The sequence below is a fragment of the Pseudomonas sp. MF08831 genome, assembly GCF_059862645.1.
Window position 1 is genome coordinate 195,078 of the sequence record NZ_JCBCUX010000010.1, and the last position, 16,917, is coordinate 211,994.

Here is a 16,917-nt window from a genome sequence, read left to right on the forward strand (position 1 = left end):
ATCAGGCTTGAGCCCTGGCAGTCCCGAACAGGCTGACGTTCAGCAGTGTTTCACCCTGGCTTTGCAACCGTACGGGCGCCGTGCCACCTGGCATGACCACGGTTACCACGCCGTCCGTGACCCAACCTGCTCGCCATGCCGCGCACGCCACTGCACTGGCGCTGGTCCCCGAGGACGCGGTGGGACCCTCTCCCCGCTCAAACACCCGCGCGATCAGGTGATTGTCCGAAGATCGGGTAGCCCATTGCAGATTGATTCCGGCACTACAAGGTTGACCACGCCCGAGCGGCGGTGCGAAGGCAATCGCCTGCAACAACCCGAACAGTTCAGGCTGTTGCATCGACCGATTGTCGGGTAACGCGCTGGCGTGCTCGACGAGCGTCACGCAATGAGGGTTGCCCACGCGTACAAACTCACTGCAAGCCCAGTGCGGGTTGATTGCCGCCAACGCGGCCACGTGACTGAACTCACGCTCCCTGACCGCAACCGCATTGACACCCGCAGCGGCCACTGCGCTGGGGCCGAACATCGGTAGCCCCAATGCCAGCCAGAAACCTGCCACCTGTTCGTACAACGCCGGCTCCACGCGGGTGGCAACAGGCGACGCCGTGACCGGCTGGTCATGGTGCACGCGCAATTCACACGTCTGAACCATCAAGCCCTGATCGGTCAACGCCTGCGCAAAGATAGTCAGACCGTTGCCGCTGCGTTCGGCGAGAGAGCCATCCGTATTGACGATCAGCAGGTCGAACGGCGGCGCGGATTGAAACGGCCCGACCAGCAAACCATCGCAACGGTGCGCCTTCGCATTGGCGGGTCGAGGCAACGCGCCCCAGCCGCACTCGGAGGAGATTGCCGATGCTGCCCAGTCCTTGCGTGTGCGCGCCGCCAAGTCAGCGCGCTCGGGCACATCGACACCGCGGCTGCGCAGATAGGCCGGGCTGACCACCGCGTAGATATTGCCCCGCGCGTCATAGAACTGGGTCATATTGCCACCCGCTTGAAAATCTTCATCAGCGTGTCCGTCCAATTGCCTGCACACGGGACGGCAGCGTATTACAGAACTGTCGATCGGGTCATCCGAAGGGAACCCGGCTCGCTCGAGAACGCCTGATATGCAAGGATGTCGCGCCGGACATCGTTCGCTGAACGCAAAACCAAGGATTTTTCATGACTGCCATTCCCACTCCAGCGCCCGTGGTTCCCGGGCGACTGGAACAAATGTCGACCCGTATCGCTTTTTTCATCGCCGGCTTCGGCATCGCCGCCTGGGCGCCGCTGGTGCCGTATGCCAAGGCACGCGCGCAACTCAACGAGGGCACGCTGGGTCTGCTGCTGTTGTGCCTGGGAGTGGGTTCGATCATCGCCATGCCGGTGGCCGGTGCGCTGGCCTCACGTTTCGGCTGCCGACGCGTGCTGACGGGCGGCACGATCCTGATCTGCCTGGCCCTGCCGATGCTCGCGACGGTCAGCTCGATCCCACTGCTGATGGCCGGGCTGTTTCTGTTCGGCGCAGGCCTGGGCACCGTGGATTCGACGGTCAACCTGCAAGCCGTCATCGTTGAGCGTGCCAGCGGTAAAACCATGATGTCGGGCTTTCACGGCTTGTTCAGCCTCGGCGGCATTGTCGGTGCGGCGGGAGTCTCCGGGTTGCTCGGCCTGGGCCTGTCGCCGTTGCAGGCGACCCTGGTGGTGATCGTGATCGTGGCGGTCGCGCTGCTCAAGGCCGGGCCACATCTGTTGCCCTACGGCAGTGAAAGCTCGGGCCCTGCGTTTGCAGTGCCTCACGGTGTGGTGCTGTTTATTGGCTGCCTGTGTTTCATCGTATTTTTGGCTGAGGGTGCGGTGCTGGATTGGAGTGCCGTATTCCTCAGCGCCGAGCGTGGCCTGGATGAGGCTTACGCCGGCCTCGGCTATGCGGCATTTGCCTTGACCATGACTGCAGGACGCCTGACCGGCGATGCCATTGTGCGACGGCTGGGCGCCACCCGTGTGATTGTTATCGGCGGCTCGCTGGCCACCGCCGGCATGCTGCTCGCCACGCTGTTCCCGGCCTGGGAAACCGCGCTGCTGGGGTATGCATTGGTGGGCGCTGGTTGCTCGAACATCGTGCCGGTGCTGTACACCGCCGTCGGCAAGCAAAAAGTCATGCCGGAGCACATTGCGGTACCGGCCATTACGACCCTGGGCTATGCCGGAATTCTTGCCGGCCCGGCCATGATCGGCTTTATCGCCCACGGCAGCAGCTTGAGCATCGCCTTCGTGCTGGTCGCGATGCTGCTGGCCGGGGTGGCCATCAGCGGCAAAATCCTCAAGGTGTAAATTGCCTGCCGCACACGGCCTGGACGCTACCGGGCCTTGTGCATCTGGTGCTGTTCCAGCCAGCGCTCCAGGCTTTTGTTGCACAGCCAGCCCTCGTGCCTGGAGCGGCCAAACAAGCGCTGGGTATTGGCGCGCTCCAGCGAGCGCAATAATCCTGGGCGCTCGATGATGTTTTTTGCCGTGTACACACAGTGCTCACTGTATTTCTTCCTGGGCAATCCGGTGGTGGGTTCAAGAATCGGCCTGCCCAGTGAGTCGCTGTCATCGGGGTCATTCATCACCACTTTGAGCAGCGAAATATCCACGTACTCAAAGGTTTCAAAGAACACGGTGCGGTCCTTGAGCGTATCCCTCAGCTGTTTGAAGTGACCTTGCAACGCCTGCACGACGCTGGCATTGCCCTGGCCATGGAAAGGGTCCTGGCTGAAGGCGTTGGGTGAACTGTTGCCGCGCAATGCGCAAGCGGCTTCCAGGCTGTCGCGGGTGATATAGCCGTCGCAATCGATGATTGCGTCGCTCAGCAGCGGGCGCTTGAGAATTTCCCTGACCACCAGGATCATGCGGTCGCGCACGTTATTCACCCTCACGCTTTTCGGCTGCAAATTGGCGCAGCGAGGACGGCGTCACACAGCCCCCCTCGCTGTAGTTTTCAAACACGTCAAAGTTCTTTCGCAACTCGAGCGCCAGTTGCCTATCGGTGAAGCTCGGGCCCGGAAGCGTGGTGTCTGCGCGAGCCGCTGGCGCGTTCTGCAGCGCCTGGTGCCGCAACGACGGCACGGTAGCGCGCAAGCCATGCCGCCGCGGCGGCGGCAGGTCTTGCGCAACAGATTGATCCTCGCAAAATGGCTGTGCCACAGGCGGCGGCGAAGGCCAGCGAACCTGCGGGCCGCCCATGGCCGTTGGCAACATGCGCGGTAATGCACCCTCAATTGTCATACGTCATCTCCCGACATTTTGCTGATCTGTGCTTGCCTGAAATTCAACACCGAGGTGCTCCGGATCAGTGGGTTGATTGCGTAGGAGCAAGCAACCGATGTGTGGCGAGTTGGGCACGATAGTTCCGGGCAGTGGCTGAATACCAATAACAGCATGTAAAAACCATGAGGCCCTGGGTCAATCCGACTTTCCCCCACGCCAGACAGTTTTCAGGCCATGGATCAACACAGCCCAGGCGCCCGACCCTTTGCTTTCGTTGCGGCTCGCCTCCCCAGGCGCAAGCATGCCGCGGGCGAAATCATCGGCGACCGGTGCCCGGAACTTGCACTGCCCCGCGAGCGCTTTCATGCGCTGCACTTCTGCCGCGTACCCATTCGGCGGGGCCGCAGGCAGAAGGTCATTCGGCAGCTCTTGCCCTGTCACCGCTGTTGAGCGCTCAACGTCGACGCCATGGGCGAAGGTGTCGAGGCCTCCCCTTGGGCAGGGTTGAAACGAAGTTGAAGTCATATCCAGGCCCTGATTCACGTTCTGAAAAGACTACCGAGTGCGCTAAGCCGTTGGCCCCATCCAGCGCAGCAAGCGCCACGAAGCGTTCGCCGCGCCGATTGCATCGCGCGTACTCAATCAGCGGGTCAGTGCGACCAGGATTTCAAACACGTTGATCCGGCCATCCGCGTCTGCGTCCATTTTCTTCAGCGAATCGCCGCGGCCGGTAAACGCTTTACTCAGCTGGATTAAATGGTCGATCGACGGAATGCCCGTCATGGGTGTTTTGCCCAGCGCCTGAAGGTCTCTGACGTTGATTTCGTGCCCAACGTAATCTTTCAATTGATTGAAATGGTTGAGCATTTCCTGGGCTATTTGTTTGTCATCCTTGTATTTGAAGGGGTTGTCGTCACGAATGAGTTTAGCCAGGGCGTGCAGGTCGGTTCGACTGCCCAGGGCGTCCATCATGCCGGTACGCCGCAATACCTCTCGGGCGGTGCGAATGTTTTCATTCACGTAGGGATCACTGCCCAGCTGTTTTGCCGCCATGCCTCTAAGGGTGCGAGCACTCAGGGTCTTGGAGTGACTTGATCCGGTGAACGCAGCGAAGTTGTTCAACAGCAACTGCGCCAGTTGGTCATTACTTTTGTGGGAGTAGACGAGGTCTGGTTTACCCGACCCAACCGGCACCGGCGTTGGCGGTACACCGTTGTGATGAGCATGCGCGTGGGGTCGCTGACTACCAAACCAATGGCCCATTGCGTGTTGAAACTGCTGCATGAAACCCTGTTGCGAGGCCGAGTGATTCATCGCCGGCGCCCAATGATGATGATCACTGTGACCCTGGGCTGTTTGCTGATGAGCGCCAAACACCGGCCCGGAGACGTTGACCGACAGGTTATAACTCACGTTCCCGGCGCTGTGGCTGTCGTAGGACGGCGCGACAGAAAACGCACGGCTGGCCTTGGCTTCGGGCTTTGAATCAGCCAGCGCCGTGTCAGCGGTTGATGAAACAGAAACAGACGTATCGAGAGCCGATACCGACATAAGTGCCTCCAGTGCAAGGGGATCGATTACCAACCTGCCACGCCAGCGTGACGTCGAAGTCGTTCAGGTTTCCCCTGTGTGGCGCATCTGTCGGAATAGGTTCCTGATCCGGCAGCAGGTCGCTTAAAAACCTGTAGGAAAGGCGCAAAAAAAATCGCAGCCCCAGGGCTGCGATTTTTCGTGTCAGCGGCAGGTCAGAACCCGACGCTTGCCTGTACGAAGAAGGTACGTGGCTCGCCAAGGTACAAACCCGCGTTGTTGTCGCTCGAGCGCGTGTAATGTTGTTGGTCGAAGACGTTTTTCACGCCCACGCCCAGTTTCAGGTTCGACAGTTGCGCACCAAAGTCATAGCCGCTGCGCACGTTGACCGAGACATAACCAGGAATATCGCCGTACTGGCCATCGGCAGTGCCCTGGGTGATGTAAGTGGTGCCAGTGCCCGGCGCGCGTTGCCCGGACTGGGCATAGACGTCCAGGTTATGGGTCCAGTGATTGATGTCGTAACGCAGGCCCGCCGTTGCCACTTCACGCGAATACAGCGGCAAGTCGCGGCCCTTGAACGGTACATCGCCTTCTGAAGTGGCCTTGGTGTACGTGAAACCGGCGCTGGCGGTCAGGCCGTCCAGGCGCGGGTCGAGGTTCGACAGGTCGTAGTGGGCCGAGGCTTCGACGCCCTGGTGCTTGGTGGCGCCCAGGTTGGTCCAGCCCACGTCGTTGCTGACGTATTGCAACTCGTCCGAAAAGTCGATGTAGAACAATGTCACTTCGCCGCCCCACACGCTGTCGTTGTAGCGCGTGCCGACCTCGTAGGTCTTGGCCTTTTCCGGGTTCAGGCCATCGGCCGTCTGGTTGACCCGGCCACCCTGCCCGATCTGCGCATACTGCAGGCTGCCGAACGAAGTTTCGTAGTTGGCGAACAGCTTCCAGGCATCAGAGATGTGGTACATCACGCTCAACGCCGGCAAGGGCTCGTTGCTCTCGATCTTGCGATTTTTCTCCACGGTGCGCACGCCGTTCAGGGCGACCACCGGGCGATCATGCCAGCGGGTTTCGATGTTTTCGAAGCGGATACCCGGGGTGACGGTCCATTTGCCGATATCGATTTTGTTATCAAGATAGAACGCATTGGCGACGGTGCCGCCGGTGCGGTCCTGGTAAACATGTCCATCGTTTTGGCCACCCGGCGTCGGTACATTGTCGACCAGGTTCAGGCTGCTGGCTTGCTCATGCATGCCTTCTTTCAGGTAGCGGTAACCGAGACTGACTTCCTGAGTGCTGGGGCCCACGTCGAACACATGCGACACACGTGGCTCGATGCCAAAGGTGTAGTAGGTGCGCGGGTAGGAACCGATGGTCTTCAGGTCACGGTTGGCGATGTTGCTGCCCCGGAAACTGTCGGTGTAGTAGGTCAGCACTTCGGCCTGGGTACGGTCATCGATCTGCCGGATGTACTTGAACGACACGTCCTTGCGGCGACCGCTGAAGTTGTCGTAGTCGCGCACCGACTGGTACGGATTGGCGTCAAACTGCTTCTGGGTCAAGCCACCGGGCATGTCGGCGCTGGCGTCGTAGTAGTGGAAATTAAGCGAGAAATCGTCTTGATCGGTCGGCGCCCAGTGAGTCTTGAGAATTACGTCGTCGATGTCATTGGAGTTGTTGCTGTCGCGGTAACCATTGCCGTTGACGCCGGTATAGAGCAACGCAACGCCAATACCGTTGTCGGCGGTGCCACCCACAAAGGCGTTGTCGACGTGTTTCCAGCCACCGTGTTCAGCCGTCTGCAAGGTGGTGCCGACTTCACCGGAGAATGTCTCGGGAATGGCGCGGGTCACGAAGTTGATCACACCGCCGACGTTCTGTGGCCCATACCGCACGGAACCGGCGCCGCGCACCACGTCGATGCTGTCCAGGTTGCCGGCTGAAATCGGCGCCATCGACAGTTGAGGCTGGCCATACGGGGCGAACGCCGCCGGCACGCCGTCGATCAGCACGGTGGAGCGTGGCGACAGGCGCGATGTGAGGCCACGAACGCCGACGTTCAGGGAAATATCACTGCCACCGGTGCCGTTGGATTCCTGCACCTGCACGCCAGGGATACGGCGCAGCACGTCACCGACGTTCATTGCGCCCTGCTCCACCATGGCTTCACGGCGCACCACCGTGCGCGCGCCAGGGTGGTTCTGCACGACGGCAGCGTTCGCATCACCCAACCAGTCGCCGACCACCTTGATGTCGGTGACGCCCAGCTCCAGCGGCGAACCGGCTTCACCGGTGCCGGTGCTTTGCGGGCGCAGGGTCACAGAACCGGCGTCGATCTGGTAATCCAGGCCACTGCCTTGCAGCAGCTGGCGCAGGGCTTGTTCGGGCGAGAGGTTACCGTCCACCGCAGGCGCTTGCTTGCCGGCGACCATGACCGGGTTGAAAAACACTTGCAGGGAAGTCTGCTGGCCCAACTGGCTCAACGCTGCGCCCAAAGGCTGAGCGCGGATGTGGATGCCGTCGCCAGCATAGGCCGCAGGCAGCGCGGCACTGACGGCGAGCGCCAGCGCCAAGGGCGCCCAGCGGGAAATTTTATTGTTGTAGACGGTAAGTTTTTTCACGTCGAACCTAGTCCTGTGATCGCAAGAGTGTGCGGCTGTTAATGCAAACCAGTTGCAGTTGCAGGAGAAGACGAAGAACTCGGAAAAAACCTGAATTTCAGCGAGAAATAATTTCCTGGCTGCCATCGGGCAAGCTGCGCAGAGCGACCGGCAGTATGTGCGGCAAGGCTTTGAGCAAGGCGTCGGTGTCGCGGGCGTTGAACACACTGGTCAAGCGCAGGTTGCTCACCGCCGCCGTGCTGACCCGCAAGGGCTGCTCACGATAGCGCGATACTTCACGGGCCACTTCGCCGAGGGTGGCGTTGTTGAACACCAGTTTCCCGCTGCGCCAGGCGGTCAGTTCATCGGCATTCACCGCATAAGCCGCTGCGACCTGTCCCTGGGAATCGACATGCGTGCCGCGGCCTGCCGTGAGCGTGACCCTCTGATCCGTCGAGCGCCCCTGTACCTTGACGGTGCCGGCCTCGACCACCACGCGGGTCTGGTCGTCGTCACGGCGCACATCGAACCGTGTGCCGGTGACCGTCACCTGCCCTGCCCCAGCGACCACGATGAACGGGCGGCTGGTGTCATGCTCGACGCTGAACATCGCTTCGCCTTGCTTGATCTCGACTCCGCGCCGGCCCTTTTCGTAGTGCACCGCGACCACGCTGCGGCTGTTCAGGTCCATGACCGAGCCGTCCGGCAAGGCCACTTGGCGATGCTCACCCACGCGCGTACTGAATTGCGCACTGTAAGGCTTGGGCTGATCCAGCCCGCTGAACAGCCCAAGGCCCAGGGCAATCGCCACCACACTGGCGGCGACGGCGTAACGCACAACGGCACGGCGTCGAAGGCGCTCGACCGGCGGCTCACACAACGCCTGCAAACGCGCCTTGGGCAGCAGGTCTGCGGCGCTCCACATTCCTTGCAGCACATCGAATTCGTATTGGTGCTCGGGACGCTCATTGCGCCAGGCGTCGAAGCGCTGGCGTTCTGCGCTGCTCAAGTCGGCCTCTTGCAGGCGTACAAACCATTGCGCGGCTTCGTCGCGAGCGCGGCTATCCATCATGGAAGGTCCTGTTTCAAAGCGGGTCATGGGGCCATCGCATCCAGGCGGTCACGCAGATGCCGCAAGGTGCGGATCATATACTTTTCCACCATGTTTTTAGACAGGCCCAGGCGCACGGCGATTTCCTGCTGGGTCAGGCCCTCGATTTTCTGCCAGATAAATACCTTGCGGCAGTTGAGCGGCAACTCGGCCAGGGCCCGCTCGATGGAGTCCGCCAACTGGATGGCGTGCATGAAATGCTCCGGGTCGCCGCCGTGGGGCGAGCGCTGGTCAAATGCTTCCAGCGCCAGCGCCTCACGCCGGTCTTCGCGGCGATAGGCGTCAACGGCGATGTTGCGCGCGGTTTGATGCAAATAGGCGCGCGGTTGCTCAACCTCACTGGCACGCGACTCAAGCACCCGCACGAAGGTGTCGTGGGCCAGGTCCTCGGCCTGCTGACGGTTTCTCAGACGGCGTGTCCAGGTTCCGATCAACTCTTCGTAGTGCTCGAAAAAGCCTGTTCTGCGGGGCGGCTGAGGAGTCATCGAGTGAGCACTGGGGAGGCGGGGCGTGAATAGTAATGCTTCCTATTAAGTGGAGCAATTGCTTCCCGTCGTCCCGCGCCGTTCTCGGCACGTCACCCGCGCCGCAGCATCAGCGCCGCAAGCGCACACAACGCCAATGCCACACAGGCCAGATAAAACGCATCGCTGTAGGCCATCAGAAACGCCTGGTGATGGATGCTCTGGTCGAGCAGTTGCAACGTCGCTTGATGGTCCGGCAACTGCGCCTGCAACACGCCCGCGTCCGGCAGGCGTTGTTGCAGGGCCGAGTCGAACAGCGTCACCGACTCATTGATCCGCGCTGAATGCACACGCTCGCGCACCACCACCAGTTGCGCCAACAACGCCGTGCCGACGGCGCCGCCCAGGTTGCGCAGCATCGAAAACACCGCCGAGGCCGACCCCGCCTCGGCCTTCGCCAGCCCCTGCACGGCCAGCACCGACAAAGCCACCATGATCAGCGGCTGACCGACCCCGCGCACCACAATCGACGGCACGATCACATTGCTCGCGCTGTCGGCGGACAAGTGCGCGCCCATCCAGCACCCCAGCGCCATGATCGCGAAGCCCGACGCTACCAGCAGCTTGGCGCTCAACCCCCTCATCAATCGCGGCAAAAACGGCGCCATCACCAGTTGCACCAGCCCGTAGAGGATCAGGCTCAGCCCAATCTCCCGTGCGTTGTAGCCCTGCAATTGCGACAGGTAATTGGGCACCAGAAACACCAGGCCGAATGTGCTCGCGCCGAACACACACATCGCCACACTGGCCACGCCAAAGTTGTAATGCCCCAACAGGCGCAGGTTGATAAAGGCATGGGCGCCCCACAGTTGGCGCGCGATAAACCCGAGCAGCCCGACCACGGCCAATACACTCATCCACACAATAAACGGAGAACCGAACCAGTCCTTGCGCCCGCCCTCCTCCAGCACGATTTGCAGCGCACCCAGACCCATCACCATGCAGGCGATGCCCCACCAGTCGCCCTGGCGCAACAGCTTGAGGTGCATGGGCTGGCGATCAATCGACCAGGCCACCGCGGCGAGCAACGCAATGCCGGGGAACAATTGCAGGTAGAAGATCCAGCGCCACGAGTACGCGTCCGTCAGCCAACCGCCCATCGACGGGCCCGCAGCCTGGGCCACGCTATTGGCCAGGCTGAACAGGGCCATGCCCAGTGGCACTTTGCTGGGCGGCAGCTCGGTAATGATCAGTTGGAAAGACAATGGGATCAGCACCGCGCCGGCCGCGCCCTGTATCACCCGAATGATGATCATGGCTTGCAGGTTCGGCGCCAGCGAGCACGCCACCGAGGCCAGCAAAAACACGCCCGAGCCTAAAAGCATCACGCGGCGCAATGAAAACACCTGCACCAGCCACGCGGTGAGCGGGATCATGATGATTTCCGCCACCAGGTACGCGGTGGAGATCCAGGAACCCTCCTCGAACGTGGCGCCCAAAGCGCCTTCGATTTCCGGCAGCGCGGCGCTGGTGACGTGCACGTTCATCCCGGCCATGAAGCAGCCGAAGAGCCCGCCGATCACCGCCACCCACGCGCGCAACGACACCTGGGGTGACCGCGCATCAACCGCCATGAGCAGGCGCCCCACGCGTGTCGACCGTGGCAATCACCGACATGCCCGGCAGGATGCGTGGGCCGTCACCTTCCTGCGCCAGCAGGCGGATCCGTACGGGAAAACGCTGGACGATCTTGGTGAAGTTGCCCGTGGCATTGTCGGGCGGCAATAACGCAAACACTGCGCCGGAGCCTGGGGCGATGCTTTCCACCTCGCCCCGCCAGTGCCGGCCGGCGAAGCTGTCCACCGCAATGTCCACCGACTGCCCAGGCGCCATGCGCTGCAACTGGGTTTCCTTAAAGTTGGCGCTCACATACGCCTGCGCGACCGGCACCACGGCCAGCAGCGGCAGACCAGGCAGTGCGTATTGCTGGCGGCGCGCTTTGCGCTGGCCCACCACGCCGTCAAACGGCGCACGAATCGCCGTGTCCTCCAGCGCGTTACGCGCCAAGCCCACGGCGGCCCGAACTTCGCCGACATGGGCCTGACGTTCTTGCAGTTGGGCCTGGGCCTGTTGGCGGCGCGCCTTCAGCACCTGCAACTGCGCCTGCTGACGCAGCACCTGCGCACGTGCCTGGGCCACTGTCGCCTGCGCCTGGGCCTGGCTGGCACTCACCGTTTCCAGGTGTTGCGCACTGGCGACCTGCTGCGCCACCAGGTCGCGATAGCGCTGGTAATCAAGGCGCGCGCGTTGTGCTTCAGCCTCACCGCTGGCCAGCGCGGCCTGGGCCTGAACAATACGTTGTTGTTGCTCGCCGGATTGCGCGTCGAGGGTCTGCAGGTTGGCCTGTTGCGCGGTGACCGCCGCTTCAGCTTGCTGCAGCTGCGCCTGGGCACTGTTGAGACGCTCGATAAAATCGCGCTCATCGATACGCACCAACACGTCTCCGGCCTTGACCCACTGGTTGTCGTCCACCAGCACCTGGCTTATGTAGCCGGCAACCCGGGGGCTGACGGCGACCCAATCGGCACGCACATAGGCATCGTCGGTCTCTTCCAGGAACTGCCCCGTTGTCCACCAATAGCTGCCAAATATGGCGATGCCCAGTAACGCAGCCACCGACGCCGTCACCACCAACGTGCGGCGGTGACGTTGCATCAACGTGGGTGCAATGACTTCAACGGCCTGATTCATCGGCGGGCTCCAAGGGTGGCTACGGGTAAGGAAGGTGATGGATCAGGGCGCTGCCAACCGCCGCCCAGCGCCTGGAACAGGTCGATCTGGCGGTTGATCAGGTGCAGGTCGGCCTGAGCCAGGCGTGTTTCGAGGCTGACGCGGTTGCGCTCGCTGTCCAGCAGCGCCAGCGCATCCAGGCCACCGGCCAGGAAGCTGCGGTTGGCCAGGTCGAACGCTCGGCGGCTATGCGCCAGGGCGGCGACCAGGGCTTGGCGGCGCTGCTGTTCGCCTTGGTAAAGCACCAACGCTTGCTCCACCTGCTTGAGCGCGTCGAGCACGGTGGCGTCGAATTGCGCCAGCGCCTGATGCGCTTCGGCCCGCCGCTGGGTGACCTGCGCAAGGGCGATCTGCCGGTTGGGAAACTGCCAGGACAGCAAGGGGCCGATGCCATACACCACGGCGTTGGCGTCCCCCAGTTTGCCCAGGCTGGCGGCCGACGAGCCGAGCATCGCGCCGAAGGTAATCTGTGGATACACCTGCGCGCGGGCCAAGCCGATGGCCGCGGTGGACGCACGCACCTGTGCCTGGGCGCGGCGGATATCGGGACGGCGTTGCACCAGCGCCCAGCCTTCGCCGACCGGCAATGGCGCCTGCAATCGCGGGCCTTGCTGACAGCTGTGAGCGCTGACTTGTTCCGGCGGCTGACCACTGAGCACCGCCAGTTCATACAGCGCGCTCTGGCGCCGCGCAGCGAACAGTGCCAACGGCGCGCGGGTTTCCTCCAGCAGGCCTTGCAGGCGTGCCACCTCCAGTTCATTGGCGGCGCCGGCCTTTTGCAAACGCTGAGTGACGTCGAGGCTGCGCGCCAACAGGCGCACCGAATCACGCTGCACCTGGGCCTGATGCGCGTAGACGCAGGCCTGCGCATAGGCCCGTGCGGTCTGCGCCGCCACGGTCACCCGCAATTCATCCTCCACGGCGCGTGCGGCTTGCGCATCGGCATGGGCCGCAGCAATGCGGTAGCGCACGGCGCCCCACAGGTCCAGCGTATAGCTCAAGGCAAACTCAGGGGTGTGGCTCCACTGCCCGCCCGCCGACTGGCCCGTCGCCTGGGCCAAGGTCTGGTCATCGCGACTGCGTCCATACCCCAGGCCATAAGACAACTCAGTGGACGGGCGGCGCTGACCTTCGACCTGCTGCAACAGCGCCAGCATCGCATCGACATGCGCGCCAGCAGCCTCAAGGTGTTTGTTCTCGCGCAGTGCCCGTTCCACCAAGGCATCCAGTTGCGGGTCACGGTACAACTGCCACCAACGCGCCGGCAGCGGTTCGGCGGTTTCCAGGGATAAGATTGCTGCAGGCTGCGCCGTAACCCGCGTCGTAGGCGCGTTGCTGCACCCGGCCAGCGCGCTGATCACACCCACAATGGCCAAGCGGTGGAAGCGGTCAAAAACAGAGCTGGGCATCACAAGGCTCGTTCAGGAAAGGGCCTTGCAGCGTAAAGGTCTCACCTTGGGGATTCGCGCGCGCCCAGGCCATCTATCGTCGCTGAACGGACAACTGCGCAGCGTGGCTCAAGGCCCTGGCCGAAAATGGCTCGGCGGGTAACCCATGGCACGGCGAAACATCGCGCTGAACGCGCTCGGGCTCTGGTAACCGTGCTCCAGCGCCACCTCCAGAATGGGCACGCCCTGGGCCAACAGTTTGAGGCTCAGGGTGAGCCGCGCACGCTGGCGCCACTCGCCAAAGCTCATGCCCAGTTCACGCTGGAAAATCCGACTCAGCGTACGCGCGCTCATGTTCAGCAGGTCGGCCCACGACTCCAGGCTGCTGTCATCGGCTGGGTGGCGGATAAAATGCGTGCACAGCTTGGCCAGGCGCGCCTCCGCCGGCACCGGCACATGCATGGCCACCACGGGCGCGCTGAGCAACTCCATGCGAATCAGCTCGATCAACGCGAGCATGCGCGGGGTGTTCTGCCCTGCGATCAAGGCCGCCGCGACGATCAATTCGCGCAGCAGCGCAGACACTTCAATCACCTGGCACACCCGGCCCAATCCGGGCTCCGCATCCGGCGCCAGGAATAGCGTGCGCATGTGCACGTCACCGGCCATGCGGATTTCATGGGACGTACCGGCCGGCACCCACAGCGCATGCCCGGACGGCACCAGCCAACTGCCCTGCGCGGTACTGACCACCATCACCCCCGCCACGCCATGAATCAGTTGCGCCTGGGCATGGCAATGCGGGAGCACCACCTCATCGTTACGGTAATTGTCGGCATAGGCTTCAAGCCACGGCCTGGGCGGCGATTGGGCAGTCATAGGCGGTGCTCGCATCAACGGGCCTTGAGTCTAGCGAAAAGCGCACTGGCAAAAACGAGCGAAACAGACAGCCATCGTCGCATTTGAGACAACCGGTGAACTTCCGCCCCGCGCTGCCAGTCAGCTGCAAAGACTCTCTTAAAACGGTGGGTGGGCTATGCAGATCTCGTTGCAGCAACAAGTGGCCCTGGTCACCGGCGCCAGTTCCGGCATTGGTGCAGGCGCCGCCAAGGCATTGGCCGAGGCCGGTGCGGCCGTGGTGCTCAATTACAACTCGCAGGCGGCGCCGGCCGAAGCCCTTGCCGCGCAGATCAACGCCAACGGCGGCCAGGCGATTGCCATCGGTGGCGATGTGTCCAAAGAAGCCGACGTAGAACGTTTATTCGCCCAGACCCTCGATGCCTTCGGCCACCTGGACATTCTGGTGGCCAATTCCGGCCTGCAAAAAGACGCCAACCTGGTCGACATGACCCTCGAGGACTGGAACACCGTGATCGGCGTCAACCTTACCGGCCAGTTCCTGTGTGCCCGCGCCGCCGTGCGGATTTTCAATCGACAGGGCGTGCGCGAGGGCGTGTCGCGTGCCGCCGGCAAAATCATCCACATGAGTTCGGTGCACCAGATCATTCCCTGGGCCGGGCATGTGAATTACGCCGCCTCCAAGGGCGGTGTGGAGATGCTGATGCGCACCCTCGCCCAGGAAGTCAGCGAACAACGCATCCGCATCAATGGCATTGCGCCGGGCGCCATTCGTACGGCGATCAACCGCGCCGCCACAGAAGGCGCGGCGGAAAAAGAGCTGTTGAAGTTGATTCCCTATGGCCGCGTCGGCGACGTCGAAGACGTGGCCAACGCGGTGGTGTGGCTGGCCAGCGACGCGTCCGACTACGTGGTCGGCAGCACCCTGTTCATTGACGGTGGCATGAGCCTTTATCCGGAGTTTCGTGGCAATGGTTGATTTCAAGAACGAACCCCAAAGCGCCATCGATGCCCACGGCATTATTGGCGATATGCGCAGCGCGGCCTTGGTGAATGACCGCGGCAGCATCGACTTTTTCTGCTGGCCGGAATTCGACAGCCCGTCGATCTTCTGTTCGCTGCTCGACACGCCTGAGGCTGGTGTTTTTCAACTCTCTCCCGAACTGACAAACGCACGGCGTGAGCAAATCTACCTGCCCGATACCAACGTGCTGCAAACCCGCTGGCTGAGCGATGAAGCCGTGGTGGAAATCACCGACCTGCTGGTCATCAGTGAAGAAATCGACGACCTGCCGCTGCTGATTCGCCGCGTGCGCGTGGTCAGCGGCAGCGCAAAAATCCAGCTGCGCTGCGCCGTGCGCCACGACTATGCGCGCACACCGACCCACGCCAGCCTCGCCGACGGTATCGTGTCGTTCACCGCCGACGGCCTGCCTGGCCTGCGGCTGGCGGGCAGCCACGCGATGCAGATCGAAGACGATGCCGCCGTGGCCAGCTTCACCCTGGGCCAGGAAGAAGGCGCTGAGTTCGTGCTCGGCGGCCAGGAAGACCCCCGCGTCAACAACGGCTGCACCGACCTGGCGCTGGCGCACACCTTGAAATTCTGGCGCGGCTGGATCGCGCAGTCGAATTACCGCGGGCGCTGGCGCGAAATGGTCAACCGCTCGGCACTCGCCTTGAAGCTGCTGACCTCGCGCAAGCACGGCGCAATCATCGCCGCCGCGACATTTGGCCTGCCGGAAACCCCCGGCGGCGAACGCAACTGGGACTACCGCTACACGTGGATCCGCGACGCCTCGTTCACCGTCTACGCCTTCATGCGTCTGGGGTTCATCGAAGAGGCCAACGCTTACATGCGCTGGCTTAAAGGCCGCGTCAGCGACTGCTGCGGTCAGGCGACCAAAATCAATATTCTTTACGGTATCGATGGGCGCCAGGAACTGCCGGAAGCCACGCTTGATCACCTCAGCGGCCACGGCGGCGCCAAACCGGTGCGCATCGGCAATGAAGCGTTTGACCAGGTCCAGCTGGATATCTACGGCGAGCTGATGGACGCGGTGTATCTGGTCAACAAATACGGCGAAGCAATTTCCCATGAAGGCTGGAAACACACCGTGGAAGTGGCAGATCAGGTGTGCGAAATCTGGAACCAGCAAGACGTGGGCATCTGGGAAATGCGCGGGGAGGAGCATCACTTCCTGCATTCGCGCCTGATGTGCTGGGTGGCGCTGGACCGCGCAATCCGGTTGGCCTCCAAGCGCTCGCTGCCCGCCCCGTTTGCGCGCTGGGACCAGACACGCCAGGCGATCTACGCGGATATCTGGAGCAACTTCTGGAATGAAGAGCGCGGGCACTTCGTGCAGCACATCGGCAGTACTGCGCTGGATGGTTCGATGCTGCTGATGCCGCTGGTGCGCTTTGTCGCGGCGACCGACCCACGCTGGCTGTCGACGCTCGAAGCAATCCAGAAAAGCCTGGTGCGTGACGGCATGGTCTACCGCTACCGCAACGACGACAGCCAGATCGACGGGCTGCAAGGCACCGAAGGCGCATTCGCCGCGTGTTCGTTCTGGTACGTCGAATGCCTGGCGCGCGCCGGGCAAGTGGAGAAGGCCCACCTGGAATTCGAACAACTGCTGCGCTACGCCAACCCGTTGGGCTTGTACGCCGAAGAGTTCGACAGCCAGGCACATCACTTGGGCAATACGCCGCAGGCGTTGAGCCATTTGGCGCTGATCAGCGCGGCGACCTTTCTGGACCGCAAGCTCAGCGGCGAAAAGACCACCTGGCAACCTTGAGCAGGCCCGACGCACAGCCGCGGCATTTCCACCTCAAATACTGAGGGCCGCCTGTGGGAGCAGGTTTGCTCGCGAAGCGGCAGTGTCAGTGACTGCATGCAGAGGCTGACACATCGCATTCGCGAGCAAGCCCGCTCC

At 62.5% G+C, this 16,917-nt stretch carries 14 protein-coding genes; 3 read left to right on the forward strand and 11 right to left on the reverse strand.

Going from position 1 to position 16,917, the window contains the following annotated elements:
* Window position 1 precedes the first annotated feature (1 nt).
* The gene (locus tag AC19YS_RS21185) at window positions 2-988 is read right to left on the reverse strand and encodes a diaminopimelate epimerase (RefSeq protein ID WP_500602570.1); all 987 of its coding nucleotides are present in this window, start codon (window positions 986-988) and stop codon (window positions 2-4) included.
* Window positions 989-1,170: 182 nt separating this feature from the next.
* On the opposite strand from AC19YS_RS21185, the gene AC19YS_RS21190 reads away from it, so the two are divergent.
* Complete coding sequence (locus AC19YS_RS21190; protein ID WP_500602571.1) at window positions 1,171-2,322, forward strand: MFS transporter; 1,152 nt, start codon at window positions 1,171-1,173, stop codon at window positions 2,320-2,322.
* 26 nt (window positions 2,323-2,348) lie between these two features.
* Here the strand turns inward: AC19YS_RS21190 and AC19YS_RS21195 are convergent, their stop codons facing one another.
* The 10 genes from AC19YS_RS21195 to AC19YS_RS21240 all read right to left on the reverse strand — a co-directional run bounded on the left by AC19YS_RS21195 (window position 2,349) and on the right by AC19YS_RS21240 (window position 14,002).
* Window positions 2,349-2,894 (reverse strand): type III secretion effector protein, encoded by a 546-nt coding sequence (locus AC19YS_RS21195; protein ID WP_119739397.1) that lies wholly within the window; start codon window positions 2,892-2,894, stop codon window positions 2,349-2,351.
* Between the two features lies 1 nt (window position 2,895).
* Window positions 2,896-3,231, reverse strand: a complete 336-nt coding sequence (locus AC19YS_RS21200) for a hypothetical protein (RefSeq protein WP_106580067.1) — start codon at window positions 3,229-3,231, stop codon at window positions 2,896-2,898.
* 651 nt (window positions 3,232-3,882) lie between these two features.
* Window positions 3,883-4,791 (reverse strand): hypothetical protein, encoded by a 909-nt coding sequence (locus AC19YS_RS21205; protein ID WP_500602572.1) that lies wholly within the window; start codon window positions 4,789-4,791, stop codon window positions 3,883-3,885.
* A 194-nt stretch (window positions 4,792-4,985) separates the two neighbouring features.
* The gene (locus AC19YS_RS21210; protein ID WP_200624884.1) at window positions 4,986-7,391 is read right to left on the reverse strand and encodes a TonB-dependent siderophore receptor; all 2,406 of its coding nucleotides are present in this window, start codon (window positions 7,389-7,391) and stop codon (window positions 4,986-4,988) included.
* A 97-nt stretch (window positions 7,392-7,488) separates the two neighbouring features.
* A complete protein-coding gene (locus AC19YS_RS21215; RefSeq protein WP_179607172.1) occupies window positions 7,489-8,442 on the reverse strand; it encodes a FecR family protein in 954 nt (317 codons plus the stop codon).
* Between the two features lie 23 nt (window positions 8,443-8,465).
* Window positions 8,466-8,966: a sigma-70 family RNA polymerase sigma factor gene (locus tag AC19YS_RS21220; RefSeq protein WP_119739385.1), complete on the reverse strand. Its 501-nt coding sequence runs from the start codon at window positions 8,964-8,966 to the stop codon at window positions 8,466-8,468.
* A gap of 92 nt (window positions 8,967-9,058) precedes the next feature.
* On the reverse strand, window positions 9,059-10,579 hold the full coding sequence (locus AC19YS_RS21225; protein WP_500602573.1) for a DHA2 family efflux MFS transporter permease subunit: 1,521 nt from the start codon (window positions 10,577-10,579) through the stop codon (window positions 9,059-9,061).
* Window positions 10,569-11,696, reverse strand: coding sequence for an HlyD family secretion protein (locus tag AC19YS_RS21230; protein WP_500602574.1), 1,128 nt, complete (start codon window positions 11,694-11,696; stop codon window positions 10,569-10,571). The genes AC19YS_RS21225 and AC19YS_RS21230 overlap by 11 nt, the downstream gene beginning before the upstream one ends.
* On the reverse strand, window positions 11,693-13,144 hold the full coding sequence (locus AC19YS_RS21235) for an efflux transporter outer membrane subunit (protein WP_500602575.1): 1,452 nt from the start codon (window positions 13,142-13,144) through the stop codon (window positions 11,693-11,695). Before AC19YS_RS21235 ends, AC19YS_RS21230 begins: the two co-directional genes overlap by 4 nt.
* Before the next feature lie 108 nt (window positions 13,145-13,252).
* The gene (locus AC19YS_RS21240) at window positions 13,253-14,002 is read right to left on the reverse strand and encodes an AraC family transcriptional regulator (protein WP_500602576.1); all 750 of its coding nucleotides are present in this window, start codon (window positions 14,000-14,002) and stop codon (window positions 13,253-13,255) included.
* A gap of 157 nt (window positions 14,003-14,159) precedes the next feature.
* On the opposite strand from AC19YS_RS21240, the gene AC19YS_RS21245 reads away from it, so the two are divergent.
* Complete coding sequence (locus AC19YS_RS21245) at window positions 14,160-14,960, forward strand: glucose 1-dehydrogenase (protein WP_106580057.1); 801 nt, start codon at window positions 14,160-14,162, stop codon at window positions 14,958-14,960.
* Window positions 14,953-16,779: a glycoside hydrolase family 15 protein gene (locus AC19YS_RS21250; protein ID WP_500602577.1), complete on the forward strand. Its 1,827-nt coding sequence runs from the start codon at window positions 14,953-14,955 to the stop codon at window positions 16,777-16,779. The genes AC19YS_RS21245 and AC19YS_RS21250 overlap by 8 nt, the downstream gene beginning before the upstream one ends.
* Window positions 16,780-16,917: the final 138 nt, after the last annotated feature.